This window comes from Vibrio sp. 10N.247.310.24 (assembly GCF_041467175.1).
Classification (GTDB): Bacteria; Pseudomonadota; Gammaproteobacteria; order Enterobacterales; family Vibrionaceae; genus Vibrio; species Vibrio tasmaniensis_A.
Genome location: NZ_JBFSUD010000024.1, coordinates 23,590 through 43,849 on the forward strand (window position 1 = coordinate 23,590; position 20,260 = coordinate 43,849).

19 protein-coding genes are annotated in these 20,260 nt (G+C 42.0%); 4 read left to right on the top strand and 15 right to left on the bottom strand.

The features are described 5' to 3' along the window. Window positions 1-278 precede the first annotated feature (278 nt). Entirely contained in the window at window positions 279-731 is a 453-nt protein-coding gene (locus AB6E08_RS09865) for an NUDIX pyrophosphatase (protein WP_029225342.1), read from the top strand. A gap of 17 nt (window positions 732-748) precedes the next feature. Here the strand turns inward: AB6E08_RS09865 and AB6E08_RS09870 are convergent, their stop codons facing one another. The 10 genes from AB6E08_RS09870 to AB6E08_RS09915 all read right to left on the bottom strand — a co-directional run bounded on the left by AB6E08_RS09870 (window position 749) and on the right by AB6E08_RS09915 (window position 11,331). Continuing rightward, window positions 749-1,186: a bifunctional diaminohydroxyphosphoribosylaminopyrimidine deaminase/5-amino-6-(5-phosphoribosylamino)uracil reductase RibD gene (locus AB6E08_RS09870; RefSeq protein WP_017099760.1), complete on the bottom strand. Its 438-nt coding sequence runs from the start codon at window positions 1,184-1,186 to the stop codon at window positions 749-751. A 261-nt stretch (window positions 1,187-1,447) separates the two neighbouring features. Beyond that, window positions 1,448-1,975: a DUF4823 domain-containing protein gene (locus AB6E08_RS09875; RefSeq protein WP_009844743.1), complete on the bottom strand. Its 528-nt coding sequence runs from the start codon at window positions 1,973-1,975 to the stop codon at window positions 1,448-1,450. Between the two features lie 76 nt (window positions 1,976-2,051). Then, on the bottom strand, window positions 2,052-2,639 hold the full coding sequence (locus tag AB6E08_RS09880) for a nucleotidyltransferase family protein (protein WP_017099762.1): 588 nt from the start codon (window positions 2,637-2,639) through the stop codon (window positions 2,052-2,054). Beyond that, window positions 2,639-2,926 (bottom strand): putative quinol monooxygenase, encoded by a 288-nt coding sequence (locus AB6E08_RS09885; RefSeq protein ID WP_032555117.1) that lies wholly within the window; start codon window positions 2,924-2,926, stop codon window positions 2,639-2,641. Before AB6E08_RS09885 ends, AB6E08_RS09880 begins: the two co-directional genes overlap by 1 nt. Window positions 2,927-3,864: 938 nt before the next feature. After that, window positions 3,865-4,722, bottom strand: coding sequence for a hypothetical protein (locus tag AB6E08_RS09890; protein WP_017099764.1), 858 nt, complete (start codon window positions 4,720-4,722; stop codon window positions 3,865-3,867). Next, the gene (locus AB6E08_RS09895) at window positions 4,722-5,576 is read right to left on the bottom strand and encodes an ABC transporter ATP-binding protein (RefSeq protein WP_017099765.1); all 855 of its coding nucleotides are present in this window, start codon (window positions 5,574-5,576) and stop codon (window positions 4,722-4,724) included. Before AB6E08_RS09895 ends, AB6E08_RS09890 begins: the two co-directional genes overlap by 1 nt. Beyond that, window positions 5,573-5,944: a GntR family transcriptional regulator gene (locus AB6E08_RS09900; RefSeq protein WP_012601023.1), complete on the bottom strand. Its 372-nt coding sequence runs from the start codon at window positions 5,942-5,944 to the stop codon at window positions 5,573-5,575. Before AB6E08_RS09900 ends, AB6E08_RS09895 begins: the two co-directional genes overlap by 4 nt. 226 nt (window positions 5,945-6,170) lie before the next feature. Beyond that, window positions 6,171-7,913 (bottom strand): EAL domain-containing protein, encoded by a 1,743-nt coding sequence (locus AB6E08_RS09905; RefSeq protein WP_012601022.1) that lies wholly within the window; start codon window positions 7,911-7,913, stop codon window positions 6,171-6,173. A 754-nt stretch (window positions 7,914-8,667) separates the two neighbouring features. Next, the gene (locus AB6E08_RS09910) at window positions 8,668-10,611 is read right to left on the bottom strand and encodes a putative bifunctional diguanylate cyclase/phosphodiesterase (protein WP_371708378.1); all 1,944 of its coding nucleotides are present in this window, start codon (window positions 10,609-10,611) and stop codon (window positions 8,668-8,670) included. A gap of 162 nt (window positions 10,612-10,773) precedes the next feature. Continuing rightward, a complete protein-coding gene (locus AB6E08_RS09915; RefSeq protein WP_017099767.1) occupies window positions 10,774-11,331 on the bottom strand; it encodes a hypothetical protein in 558 nt (185 codons plus the stop codon). 536 nt (window positions 11,332-11,867) lie between these two features. On the opposite strand from AB6E08_RS09915, the gene AB6E08_RS09920 reads away from it, so the two are divergent. Both AB6E08_RS09920 and AB6E08_RS09925 read left to right on the top strand, forming a co-directional pair. Continuing rightward, entirely contained in the window at window positions 11,868-12,557 is a 690-nt protein-coding gene (locus AB6E08_RS09920; protein WP_029222829.1) for a response regulator transcription factor, read from the top strand. Next, window positions 12,550-13,899, top strand: coding sequence for a HAMP domain-containing sensor histidine kinase (locus tag AB6E08_RS09925; protein ID WP_017099768.1), 1,350 nt, complete (start codon window positions 12,550-12,552; stop codon window positions 13,897-13,899). Before AB6E08_RS09920 ends, AB6E08_RS09925 begins: the two co-directional genes overlap by 8 nt. A gap of 141 nt (window positions 13,900-14,040) precedes the next feature. On the opposite strand, the gene AB6E08_RS09930 is transcribed toward AB6E08_RS09925, so the two are convergent. Continuing rightward, window positions 14,041-14,586 (bottom strand): GNAT family N-acetyltransferase, encoded by a 546-nt coding sequence (locus tag AB6E08_RS09930; protein ID WP_017099769.1) that lies wholly within the window; start codon window positions 14,584-14,586, stop codon window positions 14,041-14,043. Between the two features lie 226 nt (window positions 14,587-14,812). On the opposite strand from AB6E08_RS09930, the gene AB6E08_RS09935 reads away from it, so the two are divergent. Further along, the gene (locus AB6E08_RS09935) at window positions 14,813-16,078 is read left to right on the top strand and encodes an HD-GYP domain-containing protein (protein ID WP_017099770.1); all 1,266 of its coding nucleotides are present in this window, start codon (window positions 14,813-14,815) and stop codon (window positions 16,076-16,078) included. Between the two features lie 149 nt (window positions 16,079-16,227). On the opposite strand, the gene AB6E08_RS09940 is transcribed toward AB6E08_RS09935, so the two are convergent. The 4 genes from AB6E08_RS09940 to AB6E08_RS09955 all read right to left on the bottom strand — a co-directional run bounded on the left by AB6E08_RS09940 (window position 16,228) and on the right by AB6E08_RS09955 (window position 20,233). Further along, window positions 16,228-16,947 (bottom strand): DsbA family protein, encoded by a 720-nt coding sequence (locus AB6E08_RS09940; protein ID WP_372063663.1) that lies wholly within the window; start codon window positions 16,945-16,947, stop codon window positions 16,228-16,230. Between the two features lie 122 nt (window positions 16,948-17,069). Then, on the bottom strand, window positions 17,070-17,594 hold the full coding sequence (locus AB6E08_RS09945) for a protein disulfide oxidoreductase (protein WP_029225344.1): 525 nt from the start codon (window positions 17,592-17,594) through the stop codon (window positions 17,070-17,072). Window positions 17,595-17,597: 3 nt separating this feature from the next. Then, window positions 17,598-19,661 (bottom strand): protein-disulfide reductase DsbD family protein, encoded by a 2,064-nt coding sequence (locus tag AB6E08_RS09950; protein WP_372063689.1) that lies wholly within the window; start codon window positions 19,659-19,661, stop codon window positions 17,598-17,600. Window positions 19,662-19,756: 95 nt separating this feature from the next. Further along, window positions 19,757-20,233 (bottom strand): hypothetical protein, encoded by a 477-nt coding sequence (locus tag AB6E08_RS09955; protein ID WP_372063665.1) that lies wholly within the window; start codon window positions 20,231-20,233, stop codon window positions 19,757-19,759. Window positions 20,234-20,260 lie beyond the last annotated feature (27 nt).

Here is a 20,260-nt window from a genome sequence, read left to right on the forward strand (position 1 = left end):
CTTATATTGTGGTGATAAATGGTTGTGAGTCTACTGTGTATGTTTAAAGGCTTTAAACACAGTACAAGGCGGCGATTCTACTCTTTATCGAAATACGCCTCAAATAAGAAATGGTTCTATTACAGGATAGCTAAGCGAGATGGTTAACACTGAACCCATGAGTTATAGCTTGAACTTCATTAATTGATGAGTAACTTCTCGTTTCTAATCAGAGAAGGTAACTTAACCAGTGAAGGGTGGTAGCCTTGCCGCCCTCCTGTTCAACCTAAGGTAACGTTATGATTCCACTCAATACTTCGATTGTATCTGGTGTCGCTATTTCAGAGATCGACGGACAAATGAAAATGCTACTAATGAAACGTGTGAAGGGCGAGTTTTGGTGCCATGTCGCGGGCTCGATTGAAGCGGGTGAAACAGGCTGGCAGGCTATCGTGCGCGAGTTTGAAGAAGAGACCCAAATTAAAGTGGAAGCTTTGTATAACGCGCAGTTTCTGGAGCAGTTTTACGAGGCGTACGTGAATGTAATTCAGCTAATCCCGGTCTTTGCAGTGCTATGCCCGGCCAACCAAGCGATTGAACTGAATGACGAGCATACCGAGTATCGTTGGTGCAATTTAGAAGAGGCAAAAGCGTTGGCGCCATTCCCTAACCAACATGCCGTCTACGATCATATCTGGTCGTATTTTGTCGATAAGCCAGTCAATCCGCTTTACCGAGTGAAATTGAACTAATACTGGTTGTTTAAGATCTAGGACTTACCAAGGTAAGGGGTTAAAAAGGCGCTCACTTGTTCTTGGCATAGTCCTACATCCACTTTCACTCCGTGTGATTCAAGTATCGCCACACCACGACCATTATTGCGAGGGTCTGGGTCTAGCATCGCCACTACCACGTGTTTTACACCGGCTTTAACCAATGTATTGGCGCAAGCGGGTGTTCTGCCAACAAATGAACATGGCTCTAAAGTTACGTAAGCGGTAACGCCTTCCATTTCTCCGTCCGTTTCGCTGTCATAGCTATTCAGTGCTTCAACCTCGGCGTGGTTTCCACCGACCTTTTGCGTATATCCAACAGACACCACCTTATCGTTCTTCACCAAAATACAACCCACAGGCGGGTTTGGTTGGCAATCGGGTAGGGCTTGGCGCGAAGCTTCGAGTGCTTGCAGCATGTATTGTTGGTTCATGGTCGTTACTCAGTATGACGAGAGAGCGTAGCTGCTAGTCGCCACGCGCGGTTGATGAGTTGGTTAGTTACTAACTTACTAAGCTAATAAATTGATAAGCTAAGCAAGTGGGGGCATGTTCGATCTGATTGGGCTTTTAGTCAATGGTTTTACAGAGGCAAAGTTTGATTCGACATAGGTTAACCATGCTAACTACGGTGTCATAAGGTAGAGTTGATGTTGTCTACGCAATAGAGCTCAATTATTGAATCACCACGATAATTAATTTAATAGGCTAGCCATAAATTCGCTGACCGGCTCTGACAATAAATCTTGTGGGTGGTCACCGCCAAAGGTAGCTAGCCCGCTTTTTCCTTCGATTATGCCAGACTTAATAATTACTTTTGTTTTAACATCAACAACTGTAATTTTTACGCTTACTTTATCTGGCTTTGCTGACCATTCAGTCGCGCGATCTTCCCAGTGTAATATGGTAGGAAAAATTAAGTAGTCGAACTCATTGCTTTTCGCATATTCAAGGACAAAATTGTAGTCAGCTGCTTGGTTAGCGATTGCGACGTTGTTTAGTTTTGTGAATAACTCTGATTGAAGAGCTTTACTCACCATTAGTCCTGAGCCTGAATAATAGTGCTTCCCATACTCCCCATTCTTTGAGCGGCCGATTAAAACTGAATCACTTGTTTCAAATTTAGCTGTCGAGTTTACATCCGTAACCTGAAGTTTATGTGTATCAGCACACCCAATGATAACTAAGCTTATAAGTATCAGTAACGCACGTAAAATCGACATAATAGCTACCTTATATGGATGTGAGTTAATATTAACCATAGTTTATATTAAACATATTAATGTATAAAACTTGCGACTAATTAGTACGAGCGACAAAGGACCCTTTGAGACTCAAACAACCAATAGTTAACTTCGGCCAATGAGTTAACCAGTTTTTAGACTGAACTCGTTGATCAAACACGTCTCTGCTGCGATTGGGATTCGGTGTGATCTTTAAATCAAACAAACTCTCTAAACCAAAAGCCGAAATGCACTCGATTTCCCCTGTCGGGCTTTGCTTGACGGCGACTGCGGTTTCTTTCTCTGGCCAGTAACGCATCGCATCCAATGAGCTTTGATAGGGCTCATCCTCGTTTCGAGTATGCATGTTGGCTTGATTGCGAACTTGCCAATTTAATTCAGGCAACCGTTGTTGAAGTAGAGCCTCGTATCTAAGACCCGATTCGTAGAAGGTATCAATAGGATCAAAGTAGATCACATCAATATCATTAAGTGGAGTCGGGGAAGCATAACCATGTAGGTCGTCCCAAACTAGGTTTCTCACAAAGCCCGCAGCGACATAGCACTGCGGTAAATCCAGCTGAGCGACACAGTCTAAAACCTGCATTCGTAAGGGATCTTGTTTGATCAACGTGACGATGTGGTTGGCTAGCGGACGTATCATTATGATGTCGGAACGTCGGTGACTTGGTAATGACGTGTCACGTTCTTGGAGGTTTCACCCCATTCAGACGTTTTTACTCGCTGTTGGTGCGCTTCAAACGCCTCACGGCTAGTGAATTCTTCATACACTTCAAAACGATTAGGTTGAAGTGAGCTTTGACTGACTCGAAACACGATACAACCGGGTTCTGAGAGTGTGAGTTCCTTATGAACAACCAGCGCTTGTGTGACGGCTTCTAGGTCGTTGTCTGGCACAAGAATATGCCCTTGTAGAATGACTTTACTCATGATCACGTCCATTTAATTACGTCTATTTAATTTTGTCCGCTACGGCTTTTTACCCGTTACAAACATAATCCCATTTTGATGTTGTGACGTATAGGCTAATGTGGCGATTAATTGTTCACATTGAATATAGGATTGGTTACGCTGTAACCTTGCGAGTAAGGCGAGTAATAAAAGATAGGATGCTGGAACTAAATCCGCATTGGTCCGGTCTATTAAATTAGTATCATTGAACTGTATTGATACTGAAATGAATTTGTCATCTGAGAGAACTAACCTTAATTTTGAAGAGCGGCTCATAGGATTGAATTGAGCCATAGTTGATATATAGGTCATACTTTGATGTAAATGGTACTCAAAACTCTATAAATTTTGTGATTTGTATCATTGATCTGGCCATCAAACACCGTTAGATTCGAATGGTTGGCAATAAAAATAGCTCATGAAGAGCAGTTAAAGAAAAGGAAATATCCCTTATGAAAAAAATGAGAAGAGCACAGCTTCATCGCGTTCGCATCCAATACTGGAAAGACACAGCGAAAGAAGCCTCAAAGAAATAAGCTTTAAATCGTAAAGCTTTAAGAGAAAAAAGCTGAAAAGCTTAATCAAATGTAAAACGCAACAAATCGATTTCATTAGCACTCTCAAGGACCTTCATCTGGTCGGCGACTAAAGAAATCATTCTCCAAAGAGCTGACAGGCATTAACAACAATGCATTCAATGTCAGCTCATTAATACCTCCTCTTAGATTATCTTGTTGCTTCACTCTGTTACTCCTCACTAAAACCCCTTTGCACCTTTGTTCTTGTTACCCATCTCTGTCTTGGCAAAGTCGTGATCAAAAAAAGCTTCCGATTTCTCAGAAGCTTTGATTTAGATTTTGATATCTGGTGTGGTTACCTGCTCGGGAGAGATAACACCAACGTCAGGAGCGAATGCGTTAACGTTGGAAGAGCGTCTTCAAACTGACATCATCGGTTCGGTTCAGCTTTAGGCTCAGCAGATAGCCACCAACACCGATCAGTGCGTAAATACCTAGAGATAAAATCGGCGCTTCTGCAATCGCACTGAATGGGTTGCTTGCTATGAGCACATTCATTGGCAATGACGCGATGAGAGATAGGAAGTCATTGATGCCATAGAACCCAAACACGGCGACAGAGAGGAACTTAATCGCATAGCTTGAGATGAAAATGACAAGCAATGGAGAGTTTACCAGCTGCGAAATCGCTAGAGTGACGGTTGCCAGTGGCAATAAAACCAGTGCAACTAACATCATTCGTCCAAAAAACACGACCCAATTGCTCAGCACATAAAACAGTGATTGCTGCTCTACTATCAATGCCAATTGTTGTTCGCTTGAGACGTTCAATATCCAAAATAGGAAGTCAGCGAATAGAACTAATAGCGCGCAGATAGCCGGAATAACCACTAGACCGAAGCCTAGCTTCACGCCGTGAGTCATGGCATTGGATACTGGCATGCTTCTCCAAAACATCGAACTGCCTTCTTGGCGCTCTTTACGCAGTGTTTTAGGGATGTAAAGCGTCGAAAGTATGAGTGAAATAAGGCCAGCACCAAAGTAGATCACTGAGTTGAGGTCTTGTGCGAACTCTCTGTGTATGTCGCTTACGTCACCATTCACTTCCATTTGGAAGAAAAACTCATGCTGCGCTGCGCCATTGAAAAACAAACTAACGAACAGCAAGAAACCACATAACGCGATAAACAGAGGCAATCGAGTGTTAATTTTGTGCTCGATCAGTTCTTTTTCTAGCATATAAAAAGTTGGATGCATTATGCCTTCTCCGTCTGTGTTGCAAGGAATAGGTCTGCGAGACCAACGTTGTAGATGTTACCCAATGATTCAACTTGCGCTTTGTATTGACCTTCCAATAACCACTTAGTGGTTCCTAGCCCTGGCTGTGAGGTCAGTGGATTGAGTTTCTGAATTTCGCTTGAGTGGTTGTTTGCGACATCGATAATGAAATAGTCGTTCTCGATGTCTTCCATGCTCTTTTGCAGCACACAATGGCCTTGTTTTAGAATCAATACGTCCGTTAATAGGTGTTCAATCTCTGAAACCTCGTGGCTAGCGATGATCATCGCGCGTTCGCCGTCATGGAACCACTCTAGGAGGTGGCGATAAAAAGTATCGCGGTAGAGCAGATCTAGACCTAGCGTTGGCTCATCTAAGATCAACACTTGAGTGTCGGTCGCGATGATGATCGCAAGGTGAAGTTGTACCTTCATCCCTTTAGAAAGCTGTTTGATCGCTGAAGACAGCTTAACGTTGGTGCTACTTAACGTCTGTTCTGCTTTTTGCTTGTTGAAGCTTGGGTGCACGCCTTGGGTGTATCGAAGCAGTTGTTTAACGGTCATCCACTCGGGTAGCACATTAACATCTGAAATGTACGACAGGTGCAACATGAGTTCTGCATGCTGGTGGATAGGGTGATAGCCGTTAACTTCTATCTCACCTTGATAGCTGTGTCCGCCAAGCAGTGATTTGATCAGAGTCGATTTCCCTGCGCCATTGTGGCCTAGCAGACCAAGCACTTGCCCCGGTTTTAACTCAAAGCTGATGTTCTCGACACCCACTTGATTTGAATAGGTTTTGGTTACGTTTTTCACTGAAAGTAAAGTACTCATGACTTGTCCTTTATATGTTGTTCTAGCTGTTTCACGAGTTCTTCGACACTCATATCAATGATGCCTAGCGTCTCAGCGATGGCTGGGATCTGTGTGTTGATGAATGATTGATGTGCGGACTCTTTCAATTTTTGAAGTGCCCCTTCTGCGACATACATACCTTGGCCGCGTTTTTTCTCTACCAAGCCTTCATCCACCAGTAACTGGTAGCTTTTCATGACAGTAAGGTGGTTGATCTTGAGATCGGCGGCAACCGCACGCACTGAGGGCAATGCTTGTTGTTCTAACCAAACACCTTGAAGAATTTGGTCACTGATCTTTGCCGCTAGCTGCCTAAAGATCGGTTGGTCGTCTTTCCATTCGGTCATAATTAAAACTGCATGGTGATATACATGTGTATAACACTAAACTTTTTATTCAGATTGGCAAGGTTTTTATAAAAATGAAGAGTATATTTTTATGTTTGAGAGAAATGTATTGGGTTATGAGAACGCTTGAAGCCGACTTCCTTGTGGGCTCTCAAGTCGTTGTATGATCAATGGCAATTAAACAAGAAAAGGGAGGTCATCAATATTTAAATGAGGTGGTAGATAATTACTCCTCCGAGTGACTAGGTCTACTGTACAGATAACCTTGATGTAGGTTGTAGCCTAACTGACATAAGATATATTGCTGCCTGCGCGTCTCGACACCTTCATAAATCATCGTGATGTTTGATAAGCGTCCAATCTCCGATATATTAAGCAATACTCCTTGATGATAATCTCCTGACTCAATGTCTTTAACAAAACAACGATCCAGTTTTAGGTAGGTCGGAGAGATAGCACTAATTATTTCAATGTTGTTGTTACCTGTACCAAAGTCGTCTAGCGCGATGGTGATTCCAAGATCTTTGATCATTTTGATGTTGTCGATGACCTCATAGCCATAGCCAATGTTTGAATACTCTGTTATTTCTACGACAAACTCATTCGCTTCCATCGTGACTAAATGCTCTTTGAGCTTTGTAAAGTTAGATCCCACCAACGCACTCGGGCACACATTGACACCGTAGATATCATGGCTATTGTCTAACTTCGCTTTTTTTACTGTTTCAATGATTAAAATAGTATGAAAGGTCAACAAATTAGTACGTCTCATGGTGTTGATGAAACTCAGAACGCCTACGTTACGCACTCTAGACAATAACTCGTAATATAAAACGCTATTGTCGTCAGTGTTGATTATGGGCTCTTCCTCGAAGGATATGTGTCGCCAACGAAGCAGGTAAATGCCAAAGCCAAGAATATATGAGCGATAAAGTAGCGTGGCGATCACCAGAGAAAAAATGACCCACAGAAGCACAATATCATCACTGTAGAAAGTGATGGTTGCACCGGTTGGAAGTGGGGCTTGATAAATAGGCTGACTGTTTTCGCCTAGGTTTAATATGTAGTGACCATTTTTTTGTATGGAAACTGAATCAACCAAAAGAGGGAGTAATGAGTTCTTATATCTAGCTTCAATAGACCATTTAGAAATACGCGCAATGAGTTCGATGTCCTCTTTGGGGTCTGAGAAGCGTGAATAAGCAAAATCTAGGCTATCGTCAAAATTTTCAATTTGGTCTAGTTCAACCATTTTTGATTGTGTTTTGGATATGTAGCATGAACCATATGGCGTTGTCATCAAAACAGAATCAAGGTTAAGTGAGTGCCTCAATGCGTACACTGCAACTTCGCTATCACAGCCATAGTTCATTACTTCCTCTACTATTTGCTTTGCGTTTTTACTGTATTCATCTGCAATTTTCGTTGTATAAAGGATTTGGAAGAAGTAGACAACGAACAAAAAAAATGAAGAAACGGTACAAACGGTTATAAAGCCTCTGATCAACTCTTTTTGGTAAGTGTTGAGCATCAGCTTCAACATCTCGATATGGCTGAGCTTGAATTGGTTGATGTTGTATTTTGGTGTTATACGGTTGGTTGTACTTTTATCTAGGTCGATAAAATAACCAACCTTATAAAGGTTCGAGATAAGTTCACTATTATTGTTAATTTTGGCTTTCTTACACAGATTCCTATACTTTTTTCTTATCGAAGCAATAATGTTCTTTAAAGCGTACAAGCTGAACTCTTCATCGAAGTGTAATTTAAATGACTTTTCAACATCTCTAGCAGATTGAGGGTTTGATATCGATGAATGCTCAATAAGATATTTGAAAACAAAACTTTCTTTACTATTAAGACTTTCCTCTGATATCTTATTACTGTTCCTTTTTATGTATATTTTTTCTTCATTATAAATTAATTGCAAGCTCTCATAGTTATTGTTTATATTGAAAGAACAATGCATAGCTTAACTCCTAAGCGATAGTTATTATATTTACGTGATTGATATGTGATGCTGAGATTTTCATTCAACCTAAGAGTCCTTTCTAAATAACATAACTAATGTCACTATTTCTCTCAAGATGTTGATACTAATCGCAGAATTTTGGGGTCAATAACAGGTTATAGAGATGTTCACCCAAAACTTGAATTTATAAATAAAAGTTGATGATTTACAAGGGGTAAAGTGGATTTATCCATTTATTTTGGCATTTATCCATTTCTAGGGGCTGGATTTTTACTTTTTGTCTTGTTCTGTAATTTTTGTCATTCCCTCTTTGGAAAGCTAATTTGGCTTTTGGTTTTATATGATTAAATTATTTATATGTCAGATCGCCCGGTTTTTTATGATTATCTCGATATGGTTTATTTATTGTTAATTTTGAGAATATAGTTTTATTTTCTATGTTAATTTGTATTGCACTTGTTTTTACTTCTGTAGTGGATTGTTTCTATAAGGATGGTTTGATTTTATTTTAATGTCATTTAAGTTTATGTAAATAAAGGAAATAAATTCAAGATTACCCGATCTATAAGAAAAGGTAATATCTAGCATTATTTTCCAGAGCATAGTATAAGTATAAATTATCTAGACTTGGGTATGACGTAAAAGTTACGTAAGCGGTATAGTTGATAGCATTTTCGCATCTACCACTTACATAATTATATTGTGCTTGGGGAATTTAATTGCTTTAGTAAGTAACCCCCTTAGAGTCGAGTTATCTACTAGACAAAAATCGCATTTCGACTTCATCGGGTGGGATAGGTTTGCTGAACAGAAATCCCTGTAAATATTGATATCCGCAACTGGTTAAGAAAGCTTTTTGTGTTTCAGTTTCGACCCCTTCCGCAACCACCATAAGCCCCAATTTTTCACAGATAGCATAGGTGGCTTGGACAATCGCTTCGCTCCCTTTATAGGTGCCATGGACGAAGCTTTTATCTAGCTTAACGGTACTAATTGGCAAGTCATGCAACATAGAGAGAGAAGAGTAGCCAGTGCCGAAGTCGTCAAGGTGTAGCTCAACGCCTAACGCTGAAATATCGTCTAATGCTTGTCTGACTTCACCGTGTTTGAAGATCATTGAGGATTCAGTGATCTCAAGGGCGATACTTTTAGGTTGTATGTTGTAGAAGTTGAGCATTGCCGATAGTTGCTCTGCAAAAGTAGTGTGCATCTGAATACACGAGATATTGATGCTCATTACCAATTCATCATCAAATTTTCGGTGCCATATCGACAGTTGCTTAAGTGCAGAGTTAAGGACCCACTTTCCGAGTGGAACAATCTGTCCAGTTTCTTCCGCTAGGCTAATAAACTCATCAGGCTCGATGTTGCCCAGATCTTTATCCGACCATCTAAGTAGGGCTTCAAACCCTTTAACTTTATTGCTATTGGTGTCCATTATCGGTTGGTAATGAAGATTGAGGTCATCACCTTCTAGTGCCAGAGTTAACCTATGGCGTATCTCTACTTGCCGATGTAGAATCTGCGCTAAATTTGGAGTAAAAGTTTGGAAGCGGTTCCGACCATTGGCTTTGGCAACATGCATCGCCATTCCGGCCTGCTTTAACAATGATTCTTTATCCGTGGCATTATCTGGAAAATGAGCAGAACCTATGCTGCAACCTACAGATAAGGTGCCAATTCCTTTTATTTGGAAGCTTTTGTTCAAAGAATCGATAATGCGAGAGCAGAGTAACGGGATATTTTGATTTTTTCGGGCGTGAGCAATCACGATGAACTCATCACCACCAAAGCGACCAATTGTGCATGTTTCGTCGAGGATCTGTTTAAGACGTTTGCCAACTTTTTTGAGTAGTTGGTCACCAACACTATGCCCATAAGTGTCATTCACCAACTTAAAGCCATCAAGGTCCACAAACATCAATTCAAAGGGCGAGCGACAGGCAATACTCGATTCGAGCCTTTTGGTGATCCCGCGGCGGTTGTAGAGCTCAGTGAGACAGTCGTGCTCTGCGTTATATCGAGCTTTAATCAAATTTTCTTTTTGTTTGGTGGTACAGGTTAGGTTTAATAGCAGTTCACTTTTGTCAAACAACCACTTTCCATGAACATCAAAGTGGTGGGTTTTATTTTCAATTTTACAGCTGACTTCCTCCAAAATGTCTCGACCTTTGCGAGCTGAAAATAACCATTGGTCTGCAACTTCTTCGCTTGAAACAAAATCGGATAGGCGACTAAACGGCGAGCCGTAGTTTTTAGAAAAAGCGGAGTTTGCACTCACTACGCTTCCCACTTTGTTGAATAAAAGAGAGAGGTTGGAACCATCAGAGTATGTGAGATCGCGTTTTAAGCTCTCTTCTTCTGCGATGACTTGCGCTAGCATCCCTGTTCGGCCATCGGGTAATGGGATTCCAGAGAAAAGACATAGTGCGCGTTTAGAAATGTATTTTGGGGTGAAGTTCCACCAAGTCTTTACACTTTGATTTCGCTGAAATTGTCTCTGATATTCTTCAAGCGTTGCTTCGATCGCTTTTGACATTTCAATACCAAAATCGCGTGAGGTCAGTTCAAATAGAGATTCAGACTCCCAAAGAGGGAGGGCACTGCTGTTTGCCCAGGTTATTCGCTTATTATCAATGTCATATATCCAGATAGGACACTTTAGATGTTCGAAAGGTTGGTAGCTGGTCATCATAATAAATTCGGGGAACTCATACTTTAATCGATTTATGCAGACAGGTGTCGTGCTTTGGCAGTGCATCTATCAAATTGAACTCTGACCTTTAACTGTCATGAAGAAGCTATGTGTTTAAGAAAAATCAGGAGTTAAAGAAGAATTTAGCGATAAAAATAGCGTTTAAAGATTCAGTGAACGGATAATTTTGGTTACTTTTCCTTCCGGGGTGCTTTCAATCGCATAGCCTTTATTGTCCCCAAAAATTTCCCCGTTGATGAAGTTCCAACCTATTGATGTCTTGACGATTTCTTTCGGGAAGCGATCGTCAAACATTGAATGATTTGTGTATACCGTCTCAATGGCTTCAAATAATAATTGGGCTTGATCTTGGTTAGTGACGATGAAGTCTTCTTTCAGGCACATTGTTAATTCTGGAAGGGGTTGAGTAGTGAAAGGTTCAGTCATCGCGCCGACTACCCCATTATGTGAATAAAAGCGATATGAACCAGAGCTGCTTTCGTTGCCATCTGGAGATTTAATGCTTGGGGTTGTTAGGTAGAAATTACAGTTGAAGACCATCTTTTGGATAATACTATTTTGTGGTGTGACTTGAATATCTATCCAAGAGCTTACTTGCGCTTTGATTTGATTCATCACCTCATGTTTATTAGGAGCAGCGGTGACTCGTGTTGCCAACAAAGCGGTTATGGTCAGTAACATTAAAAGCGATTTGTTCATCTTTAAGTGGCCTTGTGACAAAGTGACTTTTGTTTAATCAGTAAGTCACCGTTGTTTATTATTTGAGTTAATGATTAGCCGAATAAATGTTACTTGAAGAAGACTTTACTTGATAGAGGGGGAGAGAGCTTGATAATGGAACATGCTATTTGATTGGTTAAGTAATCGTTTTCTTCAATTTTTTAGAATACGATCGCGGTTTTAAAATCTGTCATTTTGTTGATTTGAAGTGTTACTAACTATTGTGTTATTAATGTTTAGCAAGTTTATTTGAATGAGTTTTGTAAATTCTTTTAATGTAAGTGTGCGTAAGAAGGTAAGCAAACGTAAGCATTTAAGCGTTTAGATTTTCCGTTTTTGACGGGAAATTAATCAATAAATGAGCGATTTTGTTGCTGAACGATGGTTTGTAAACGTGTATGTACAAAAGTGATTAATATGTTTTGCGTACGGTAAGTTAGTGACTTCAATAACAATATTGATGATATATGAACAGTATATACTGCCCTCGCTTTTAATAAATGCTGGTGATAGAAATGTCGAAAACCAAAGTGCTGATTGTCGAAGATGACCAGGCGATAGCGCGTTTAACTACGCTTTACCTCGAAGCTGAAGGCTACAATGTTAGCGTTGTCCATGAAGGGGATTTGGCCATTGAAGCGATCCGCAGTATTGAACCCGATCTCGTTCTGTTGGACTTGATGCTTCCAGGAATGAGCGGCGCACAGATTTGCCGACAGGCTCGCGAATTTTATAATGGGATTATCTTAGTATTGACTGCCTCTGCTGATGAAATGAGTGAGGTTAGTTTGTTTAAGTTTGGCGCGGATGACTACGTAGCAAAACCTATTCGTGGTCATGCATTATTGGCACGAATTGAAGCACTATTGCGTCGCGCAGCCCCTGTTGTTGCTGAGCCTGACACGACCGCTGAAACCCCAGGTGAAATTGTGATCAACAGTACAGCTCAAAGTGCCACTCTGTATGGACAGAACCTAAAGCTCACCTCTGCCGAGTTTGAAATTCTAAATCTTCTTGTTAATAACATTTGTCAGGTCGTTACTCGAGATCAATGTTGCCAGCTATTTAGAGGTATTGATTATGCCTTTAACGACCGCTCTATTGATATGCGCGTTTCAGGGTTGCGCCGGAAGCTGCGTATGCATGCAAAAGATAAGCAGTTGATCCGTACGGTTCGTAACAAGGGGTATATGCTGGTTGTATAAGTCTATCGCGGTGAAACTTCGATCTGTTTCTATGTTTACTCGTTTGTACCTTGGAATTGTGGCAGGGATGTCGGCAACGATATTTTTGTTTTGGAACCTTGGTGAAGGGCACATGCGGCGTACCCAGATCGAAATATTCCTTAATGATGGCATCTACTTTTCTGAGCAGTATGTTCGTCAACACAACCGAGAAAACTCGCTATATAAAGAACTCGACAGAACAGGCTACCAGCAATTTTATATTTTCAATTTACGCCTGTTGGAGAATTGGTCGGGAGAGGCTCCGTGTCAACGATGCGAGTTATTTACCACCTTGAATGGTGTACCGGTATACCTAAGTGAAAATAATCTCTATTCGGCAGTATTTCAGCTACCAAATTCTAGGTTTAGCTTTGCGTTCAGTGAGGTAGGCGATTTCTTCTCACCTGAAATTGAGTGGTATGAAGATTCAGAAAGAAACTTTCTTATCGGGCTTTTGTTGGCCGTTATCTTCGCTATTGGCGCAAGTGTTTACTTACCTGTTAGGCGTTTTCAAGAAAGAATAGAGTTACTTGTTGAGAAACAGAAGCAGTTTGGTAAGGGGAAGCTGAGTACTCGCTCTGACGTAGATGATATACACCCAGTGTCTGAGCTAGCCAAAAGTTTTAACTTCATGGCTGAGGAGATTGAGAGCAAAGTAAAACAAAGTCATATATTTGCTCAAGCGATTCCACATGAAGTCCGTACACCGCTAAGCCGTATTCAATTGGCGACGGATCTCTTAAGGCGGGAAGCTCCAGAGCATCATCAGGTTTTTTTCGATGATATTGATACCTACATCGGGGATATCAACGACCTCACGTCAGAAATTATCATGCTGTCGAAGTTGAATGTCATGGATAATTCTTTCTTCGAGCTTGTTAAAGTGAAAGCTGACCTTCGCGAGTATTGTTTAGATAGAATCCGTTACTCGGAGTTAGACAATGTTATTTTTGAGTCCAAAGTAAAGCTAGAGTGCAAAATTAAGTGTGATTGCTCGATGGCGCGTTTGGTTTTTGATAACGTGATTAAGAACGCTGGGAATTACACACAAGACAAAGTCTGGGTAACTCTGGACGAGAACTCAGAAAATTGGCTGGTTCTGATTGAAGACAATGGCTCTGGGATACCGGAGGACAGGCGTGAAGAAGTATTCCTTCCGTTTTCTCGCTTAGATTCTAGCAGAGCATCAGCAACTGGTGGGTTAGGGTTAGGTCTAGCGATCGCGATTTCAGCGGCTAAAAAGCTTTCTTGGGACATTCGGATCTGCGATAGCAATCGCGGTGGTGCTAAGTTCTGTATCTTAATCCCAAAGATCACGTAAATGATTTTAGTAAGAGACCAATTAGACTCTTAAAAATGAAAGCCACGGTTTAATATCGTGGCTTACTAATTTAATTAACTTACTAATTACCAATTATCATTCACTATCAATTGGCAAAATTTACCAAGTAGAAAATCAAGCTTAGATATTGTTGGCGCTTAAACGATGAAGGCCATAAATAGCATGATCTATGATACGGCCATTTAAGTTCTCGTTACGAGTTATGATACCTTCTAATGTGAAATGTAAGCGCTCACAAACCTTGCGACTACTCTGGTTGCCAGTTGCAGCTGATATCTCCACCTTTTCCATATCTAACTCATTGAAAGCAATATCAATGAGCTTCTCAACTACGCGTGTAACGATCCCGTTACCTTGGTAAGTCTCAGACAACCAATAGCCTATCGTGACTTTCTGTTTGCTGTGGTCAATGGTGTTAAAGCTACAGTTACCGACGATATTGTCTTTGTACACAATCGCACATGTCATGCTTTTGCCTTCCGCGTAATCATGTAGCGAGCGCTGGATGAAGATCCTAAAGTCCTGCTCTGTTTTGCAGTGCGGTGGCCATGCTAACCATTGGCTAAGATACTCATTTTGGTTTTGTGAAATTTCCGCGTAATGAAATGCGAAGTTCTCTTCAACCAGAGCGATGGATAACTCTTCATCGATAACTGTTTTAAACATGTTTTCCCTTTTCTTTTGGCTGATGATTTAAGTGTCTTTTGGTCGGCAGGTTATAATGTCACACAATTTTGAATATGCAACCACTTGTGGCACGAATTATTCGTGATACGCTAGATCTATCACGAAACACATTAAGCCTTATAATAATTGCGGGTATGATCGTTAGTCATGTATTAGTATTAGCAGCCTAAATATATAAAAACTATAAAAATACTAGGCTTAAGTAATGATTCAACATTGCCAAGAGGTAACCGTAGACCTAAGAAAGGCTCTATTTGGTATTGCTAAGGCGCTTGATAACGTCGGTTTTGAAAGCAAAAACCATGGACAGAGGGTGGGTTACATCGCGTATCGATGTGCTCTGAGCGTGGGGTGGGAAGAGGAGCAGGCACAGCTCGCATTTTCGTTAGGGCTAATTCACGACTGCGGAGTGTCGCAAATAGACGAGCAACGTCGACTGAATTCGGGGTTTGTTCCCGACTCGACTTATTACCATTGTCAAAAGGGCTACCAAATTTTAAAGGAGTGCCCTGTTCTTTCTATATTTGCTAAGCCAGTTCTTTATCATCATACCCCTTGGTTAGATCTAAAGACTATGAATATCAGTGAATTAGAAAAGGAACTGGCTGCAGTTGTGATGCTTGCTGACAGAGTTGACTATCTATATGGCATAACAGCTTCTGATCGTTATGGGAACCTAACCCCAGACGGTAAAGCGAGCATTATTGGACGTTTGACTGAGCAAGCGGATGAGATGTTCGAAACCAATCTTGTACAGCACATGTGTGAGTTGGTCGATCTGGATGATTTTTGGTTCTCGATGGAGACCCCTTACATCGAGAATATGAGAGATAACTTTGAACCTGTGCCCTTTTTCTCTCAGCAAATGTCGCTGGATGAGACAGTCGCCTTTGCCGAGTTTATTGCTAATGTCGTTGATACGAAAAGCTCGTTCACTTTCAAGCACTCGTTGAAGGTAGGGCAACTTTCTGAATATCTAGCTAAACAACTTGGTTATTCACGCACAACGCAGAGAAAGCTCTATTTAGCTGGTTTAGTTCACGATATTGGCAAACTGCAAACCCCTGGTGACATTCTTCATAAGCCAGATTTGCTCACTGACGAAGAATACTGTTGTATTAAACGCCATGCGACAGATACTCGATTCGCGCTGCAGGAGCTATTTAGTTCGCCTCAGGTGTGTCAGTGGGCTTCCGATCACCATGAAAGGTTAGATGGTTCAGGCTATCCGATGGGTAAAACGGCTGAAGATTTAGATCAACCCAGTAGAATTGTTGCTGTAGTCGATGTATTCCAAGCATTAACCCAGTCTCGCCCCTATCGTAAAGGTATGACACTGGAAGAAACTCTAGCGATATTAACGGAACAAGTTGATAGTTATAAGTTGGATCGAGAAGTGTTTGAATGCCTTAGAAAGCACGCAGAGTACTGTTTTGAACTATCGACGGACAAAAGAATGTACGCGTTTTAACTTTGGTCGTTTTTAGGATTCAACTCACCTTTAAATTTAAGGTAAATGAAATATCTACTTTATTCAAACAATGAAAAAGCCGACTGTGGGTTGCGCGAGTCGGCTTTTATTCACTTCTCTTTCGAGTCTTTATCTCTATCTACGCACGATTACAAAGCGTCATCCACGATATCTTTAAGTCGGTCGTAAGGCACATATCCTGGTAAAACATCTCCGTTCATCATCATGGTTGGAGTGCCCGTTAAGCCGAGTGCACTGAAGGTTTGGTGGTTAGTGGTTAGAACCTGGTTTTGTTCTTGAGTTGTTTTTAGTTCCGCCTCTGTTCCCGTCTTCTTGGCAACGGCTTCTAGTGAGCTTTTCGAGTGAATACCACTTTTTGCCATCAGCAGTCTGTTGACTTCAGGGAAGGCTGCTGGGTTATCTTTCCATACTTTCATCGCGTATAGAGCCGCATTGGTATCAAGGCCATCTACTTGTTGCTGCTTAAATGACAAGTACACGTTGATCACTTTAATGTCGCTGTTTTCAGAGGCTAATTGAACCAAGCCTTTTTCCAAGCGCTTACAGTAAGGGCAGTTGTAGTCAGTAAAGTTAACGATTACTGATTTGCCATTCGGGTTGCCCGTGATTGGGTGAGCGTCATTGTTATATAACCAGTCGTGACTCTCAGCTTGATCTTTCTTTGCTTGCGCTTGGCCTGCGACATACTGCTCTAAACTGGTATGCAATCGTGAAATAGTAGAAGGATTCTCCTTCAGGAACTGGTTAATTTCTTCGAGTTGCTGGGTTTGTTCTGTGCTTAACTCTGCGAAGGCACTTGTGCTCATTAGTGAGCCTAAAATAAGTGTGCTAATCAGATGTTTTTTCATGTTGTTTTTCTCTAATTCTTGATAATCGTGAGCACGTTTTGGGTCGCGCTCACGGTATTATTGTTTGTTAAATTGGCTTTAATCGGTTCATTTGCTCTGCTCTGTTTTTCTTAGTGAGCGAGTTATGCAAAGTAGGTTCTTAACCACAGGCCGATAGGGGAAGTAACGCCGGTTGCGATGCTGCTGATCTTTCCATCTTTGATGATGACAATACTTGGCGTGACATTGACTCCCCAACTTCTGCTGATCGATCCAGAGAGATCATTGATAATAGGGAAGTCATACTCTTTGGCGTCTAAGAAGCGCTGAACACGTTCGTCAGGGCCAGATGAAAGTGCGACAGAAACTACTTGATGGGAGTCGCTGAAGCTATTAACCGTCGGGCTCACCAATTTGCACGCGCTACACCAAGTCGCCCAAAAATAGACAATAACGGGCTTACCGTTTTTGCTTAGCTCGATAACATCAATATCTTCCCCTTGGATCGACTGACCCACGATTGGAATCGCGTCTCCTTGAGGCATGCTTCTGCTGTGGTAAAAATCCATGGCAAACGAAACCACGCCAACGATCAGTATCATTGAAACGAGTTCCTTTCCCCACTTCTTAAGACGGCTTGGCTTTTGTTCGTTGTTGGGCGTCTTCATCAATTATCTCGCAGCGTCGATGGCTTGAACGACAGTGTCACTGTTGAGAATGACAGGCAGTGGAATACCGCTTTTATAGCTCGGACCGTAGACGATGTTAAATGGCACACCAAATCGCCCATTACTTTGTAAGTATTGAGTGACACTTTCACTTGGTGTTGTCCAATCGCCTTTCATCAAAACAATGTCTTCTTGTTGTAGGTGGCTGTAGACAGGATCTTGAAGAATGACGCTAATTTTGTTGGCTTTACAGGTGATACACCATTCAGCAGTCACGTCGACAAAGACTGTTTTTCCTTGCTCGACCAACTGAGGGATTTGTTTCGCATCCAGTTTCTGCCAATCAAGGTTATCGAAAATTGGCGTTGCCCAGTTATCAGCAGTAACACTACCGACGATCAATGCAGCACCAAATACCAAGGTTGTGGTTGCCATGATAGGAATCAGTACCTTGCGTCCTAATTTCATGCCAATCCAAATTAACACTGAAACGACGATAAACAGTGACAACAAGATGGTTGGGAACTTGCCAACGAATGGGCTCAGCAGGCTTGTTAACCACAGACTGGTGATGAACATCATTAAGCCGAATACCAGCTTAACTTTGAACATCCATGCCCCAGGCTTTGGAAGCAATTTGGTTAGGCTTGGGAATAGCGCAAAGATCAACCAAGGCGCACTCATACCGATACCAAGCGCGATGAAGATAGCCCATAACTCTTGGTAACTTGCTCCAAGTGCATAAGCAACCGCAGTGCCTAGGAATGGCGCGCTACACGGCGTAGCTAACAGCGTCGCAAACATGCCTTGAACAAAGTGGCCTGAATGTGAGTCATCGCCTTTGGTTGCCATCCAAGTGTTTAAACCTGATGGTAGTCTGAATTCGAATAACCCAAGCAGGTTAATTGAGAACAGCAAAGTGATGATCAGCATGAATCCGATGAACCAAACATTTTGGAATTGGATTCCCCAACCAATCGCATTACCCCCCATTTTTAGAGCGGTCATACCTAGGGCTAACAACGCAAATGATGTAATGACACCTGAAGCAGAAGCTAAGAATGAGAGTCGGATATGACGATTAGATGCACCTTGGTTTTGAATGATGCTGTTTAATTTCATTCCTAATACTGGCAACACACATGGCATGATGTTGAGGATCAAACCACCAATTAAAGCGAAGCCTATCATCGCCAAAAAGCCGTTGTTGCTTGTTTGGTAAGCGATCGGTTCTGAGCCAACTTGGGCCGTCATCTCTTCGGCGAAATTAGTGTCTGAAACGGTGACACTCACGGTACGGTCCGTTAAGTCGACTTCACCTATCCAGTTGCTCACATCAAATACCGCGGTCATTGTATTGTCTGTGATGTGGACGGTTGGTGGAGAGAAGAAGTCATCAAGCACTTCTTGCCCATCAATCAATACCATCGGTTTATCCCAGCCTTCCTTACTTGTTAGCTGAGTCACCAGTTGTTGCTTACTTTTATCCCAGAACAGGCCGTTTACTGAAGTGCGGTTAGCTTCTCGTGGAGATTGGCTCATGCCTTGATTGAACAAGAACATCGCTTCTTCATCGAGCTCTAATGTTTGCGGATCAATCGGCAATTCGATGTCGTAATCGGTTAACACACAGATATTGGTGCACGACGGAAAGGTGAACGACGCCTTGAACAGTGCTGGCTTCGTGTTGTCTTTCAGTGTCAACGTAACGGGAAAGCTGACGTGTTTTTTGTAGCCTAACGTCATCACGTCGAGTTGTTCGTAGTACTTAGGGATCGGCCAATGCCACTCTACCGACTCTATGTTTGTTGAACCAGACCAGTCCCAGCTTGGCGGAATGCCACCTTCGCCTGGGCTGCGCCAATAGGTCTTCCAGTCGCCGTCGAGCACGACATCGAGCACGGTTTGGATCTTAGAGCCGTCGTCCGATTGTTCACCCGTCGACATCATTCGCATCTTGACTGGTGGATGTTCAGGCACGCTGAGCCAGCCCGTCGTCTGTGCCAAAGCAGTAAATGACGTCATAACCAAAAGGGCAGTGACTAGCGTTTTCGCGCATGTACGCATGCAGAATGCCAACGAATCGACAAACTTAGTTAGTAGTGTGTTGTACACAAATGTATCTCCAAAAAATAAATAAAAGGGTGTAGTAGCCCGGTTATTTACTCTCTAAATATACAGTGCTTTAGATGTAAGCGGTGTTTTGTAGGTCGAGAAGAGCGATGGTTATCTCTAGACAATCTCGATATGTGCGGTGATAGGCTGTACGCAACAGCAATAAACAGGATAAAAGGAATCAGCCAACCTGTTTTAGGTGTCGCGAATGTGAGCATTTTGGAGCTTAGGCTGCACGCGCTAGAGTTTGGCGCTGACAGAGTTTTAGAAGCTTCTAAACCAAAAACGCTGGCATAGAGCTCAGACATTTTATCGAAAGATGCGACGATTGCTTGTGGGGGGCTGGTTTCTGCGCCGACAAGTATTGATTGTCCAATTAAGGAAGCTGAAGAAGTTACTTTGTTTGTAGAAAGCGTACTCGCCAGACAGGTTACGATAACCAGTCCGGTAAGGAACAGCGCCCAAAGCGAATGCTTTTGTCGGCGGTTCTGTTGAGATAAGAAAAGTAATGGTGTATTCAGCAAATCAGTCAGTAGTCGAATCAGTTAGTC

Excerpts from the sequence above, each read along its gene's own strand:
- AB6E08_RS09865 (WP_029225342.1), top strand. The coding sequence starts at position 279 with ATGATTCCACTCAATACTTCGATTGTATCTGGTGTCGCTATTTCAGAG.
- AB6E08_RS09870 (WP_017099760.1), bottom strand. The coding sequence starts at position 1,186 with ATGAACCAACAATACATGCTGCAAGCACTCGAAGCTTCGCGCCAAGCC.
- AB6E08_RS09875 (WP_009844743.1), bottom strand. The coding sequence starts at position 1,975 with ATGTCGATTTTACGTGCGTTACTGATACTTATAAGCTTAGTTATCATT.
- AB6E08_RS09880 (WP_017099762.1), bottom strand. The coding sequence starts at position 2,639 with ATGATACGTCCGCTAGCCAACCACATCGTCACGTTGATCAAACAAGAT.
- AB6E08_RS09885 (WP_032555117.1), bottom strand. The coding sequence starts at position 2,926 with ATGAGTAAAGTCATTCTACAAGGGCATATTCTTGTGCCAGACAACGAC.
- AB6E08_RS09890 (WP_017099764.1), bottom strand. The coding sequence starts at position 4,722 with ATGCATCCAACTTTTTATATGCTAGAAAAAGAACTGATCGAGCACAAA.
- AB6E08_RS09895 (WP_017099765.1), bottom strand. The coding sequence starts at position 5,576 with ATGAGTACTTTACTTTCAGTGAAAAACGTAACCAAAACCTATTCAAAT.
- AB6E08_RS09900 (WP_012601023.1), bottom strand. The coding sequence starts at position 5,944 with ATGACCGAATGGAAAGACGACCAACCGATCTTTAGGCAGCTAGCGGCA.
- AB6E08_RS09905 (WP_012601022.1), bottom strand. The coding sequence starts at position 7,913 with ATGCATTGTTCTTTCAATATAAACAATAACTATGAGAGCTTGCAATTA.
- AB6E08_RS09910 (WP_371708378.1), bottom strand. The coding sequence starts at position 10,611 with ATGATGACCAGCTACCAACCTTTCGAACATCTAAAGTGTCCTATCTGG.
- AB6E08_RS09915 (WP_017099767.1), bottom strand. The coding sequence starts at position 11,331 with ATGAACAAATCGCTTTTAATGTTACTGACCATAACCGCTTTGTTGGCA.
- AB6E08_RS09920 (WP_029222829.1), top strand. The coding sequence starts at position 11,868 with ATGTCGAAAACCAAAGTGCTGATTGTCGAAGATGACCAGGCGATAGCG.
- AB6E08_RS09930 (WP_017099769.1), bottom strand. The coding sequence starts at position 14,586 with ATGTTTAAAACAGTTATCGATGAAGAGTTATCCATCGCTCTGGTTGAA.
- AB6E08_RS09935 (WP_017099770.1), top strand. The coding sequence starts at position 14,813 with ATGATTCAACATTGCCAAGAGGTAACCGTAGACCTAAGAAAGGCTCTA.
- AB6E08_RS09940 (WP_372063663.1), bottom strand. The coding sequence starts at position 16,947 with ATGAAAAAACATCTGATTAGCACACTTATTTTAGGCTCACTAATGAGC.
- AB6E08_RS09945 (WP_029225344.1), bottom strand. The coding sequence starts at position 17,594 with ATGAAGACGCCCAACAACGAACAAAAGCCAAGCCGTCTTAAGAAGTGG.
- AB6E08_RS09950 (WP_372063689.1), bottom strand. The coding sequence starts at position 19,661 with ATGCGTACATGCGCGAAAACGCTAGTCACTGCCCTTTTGGTTATGACG.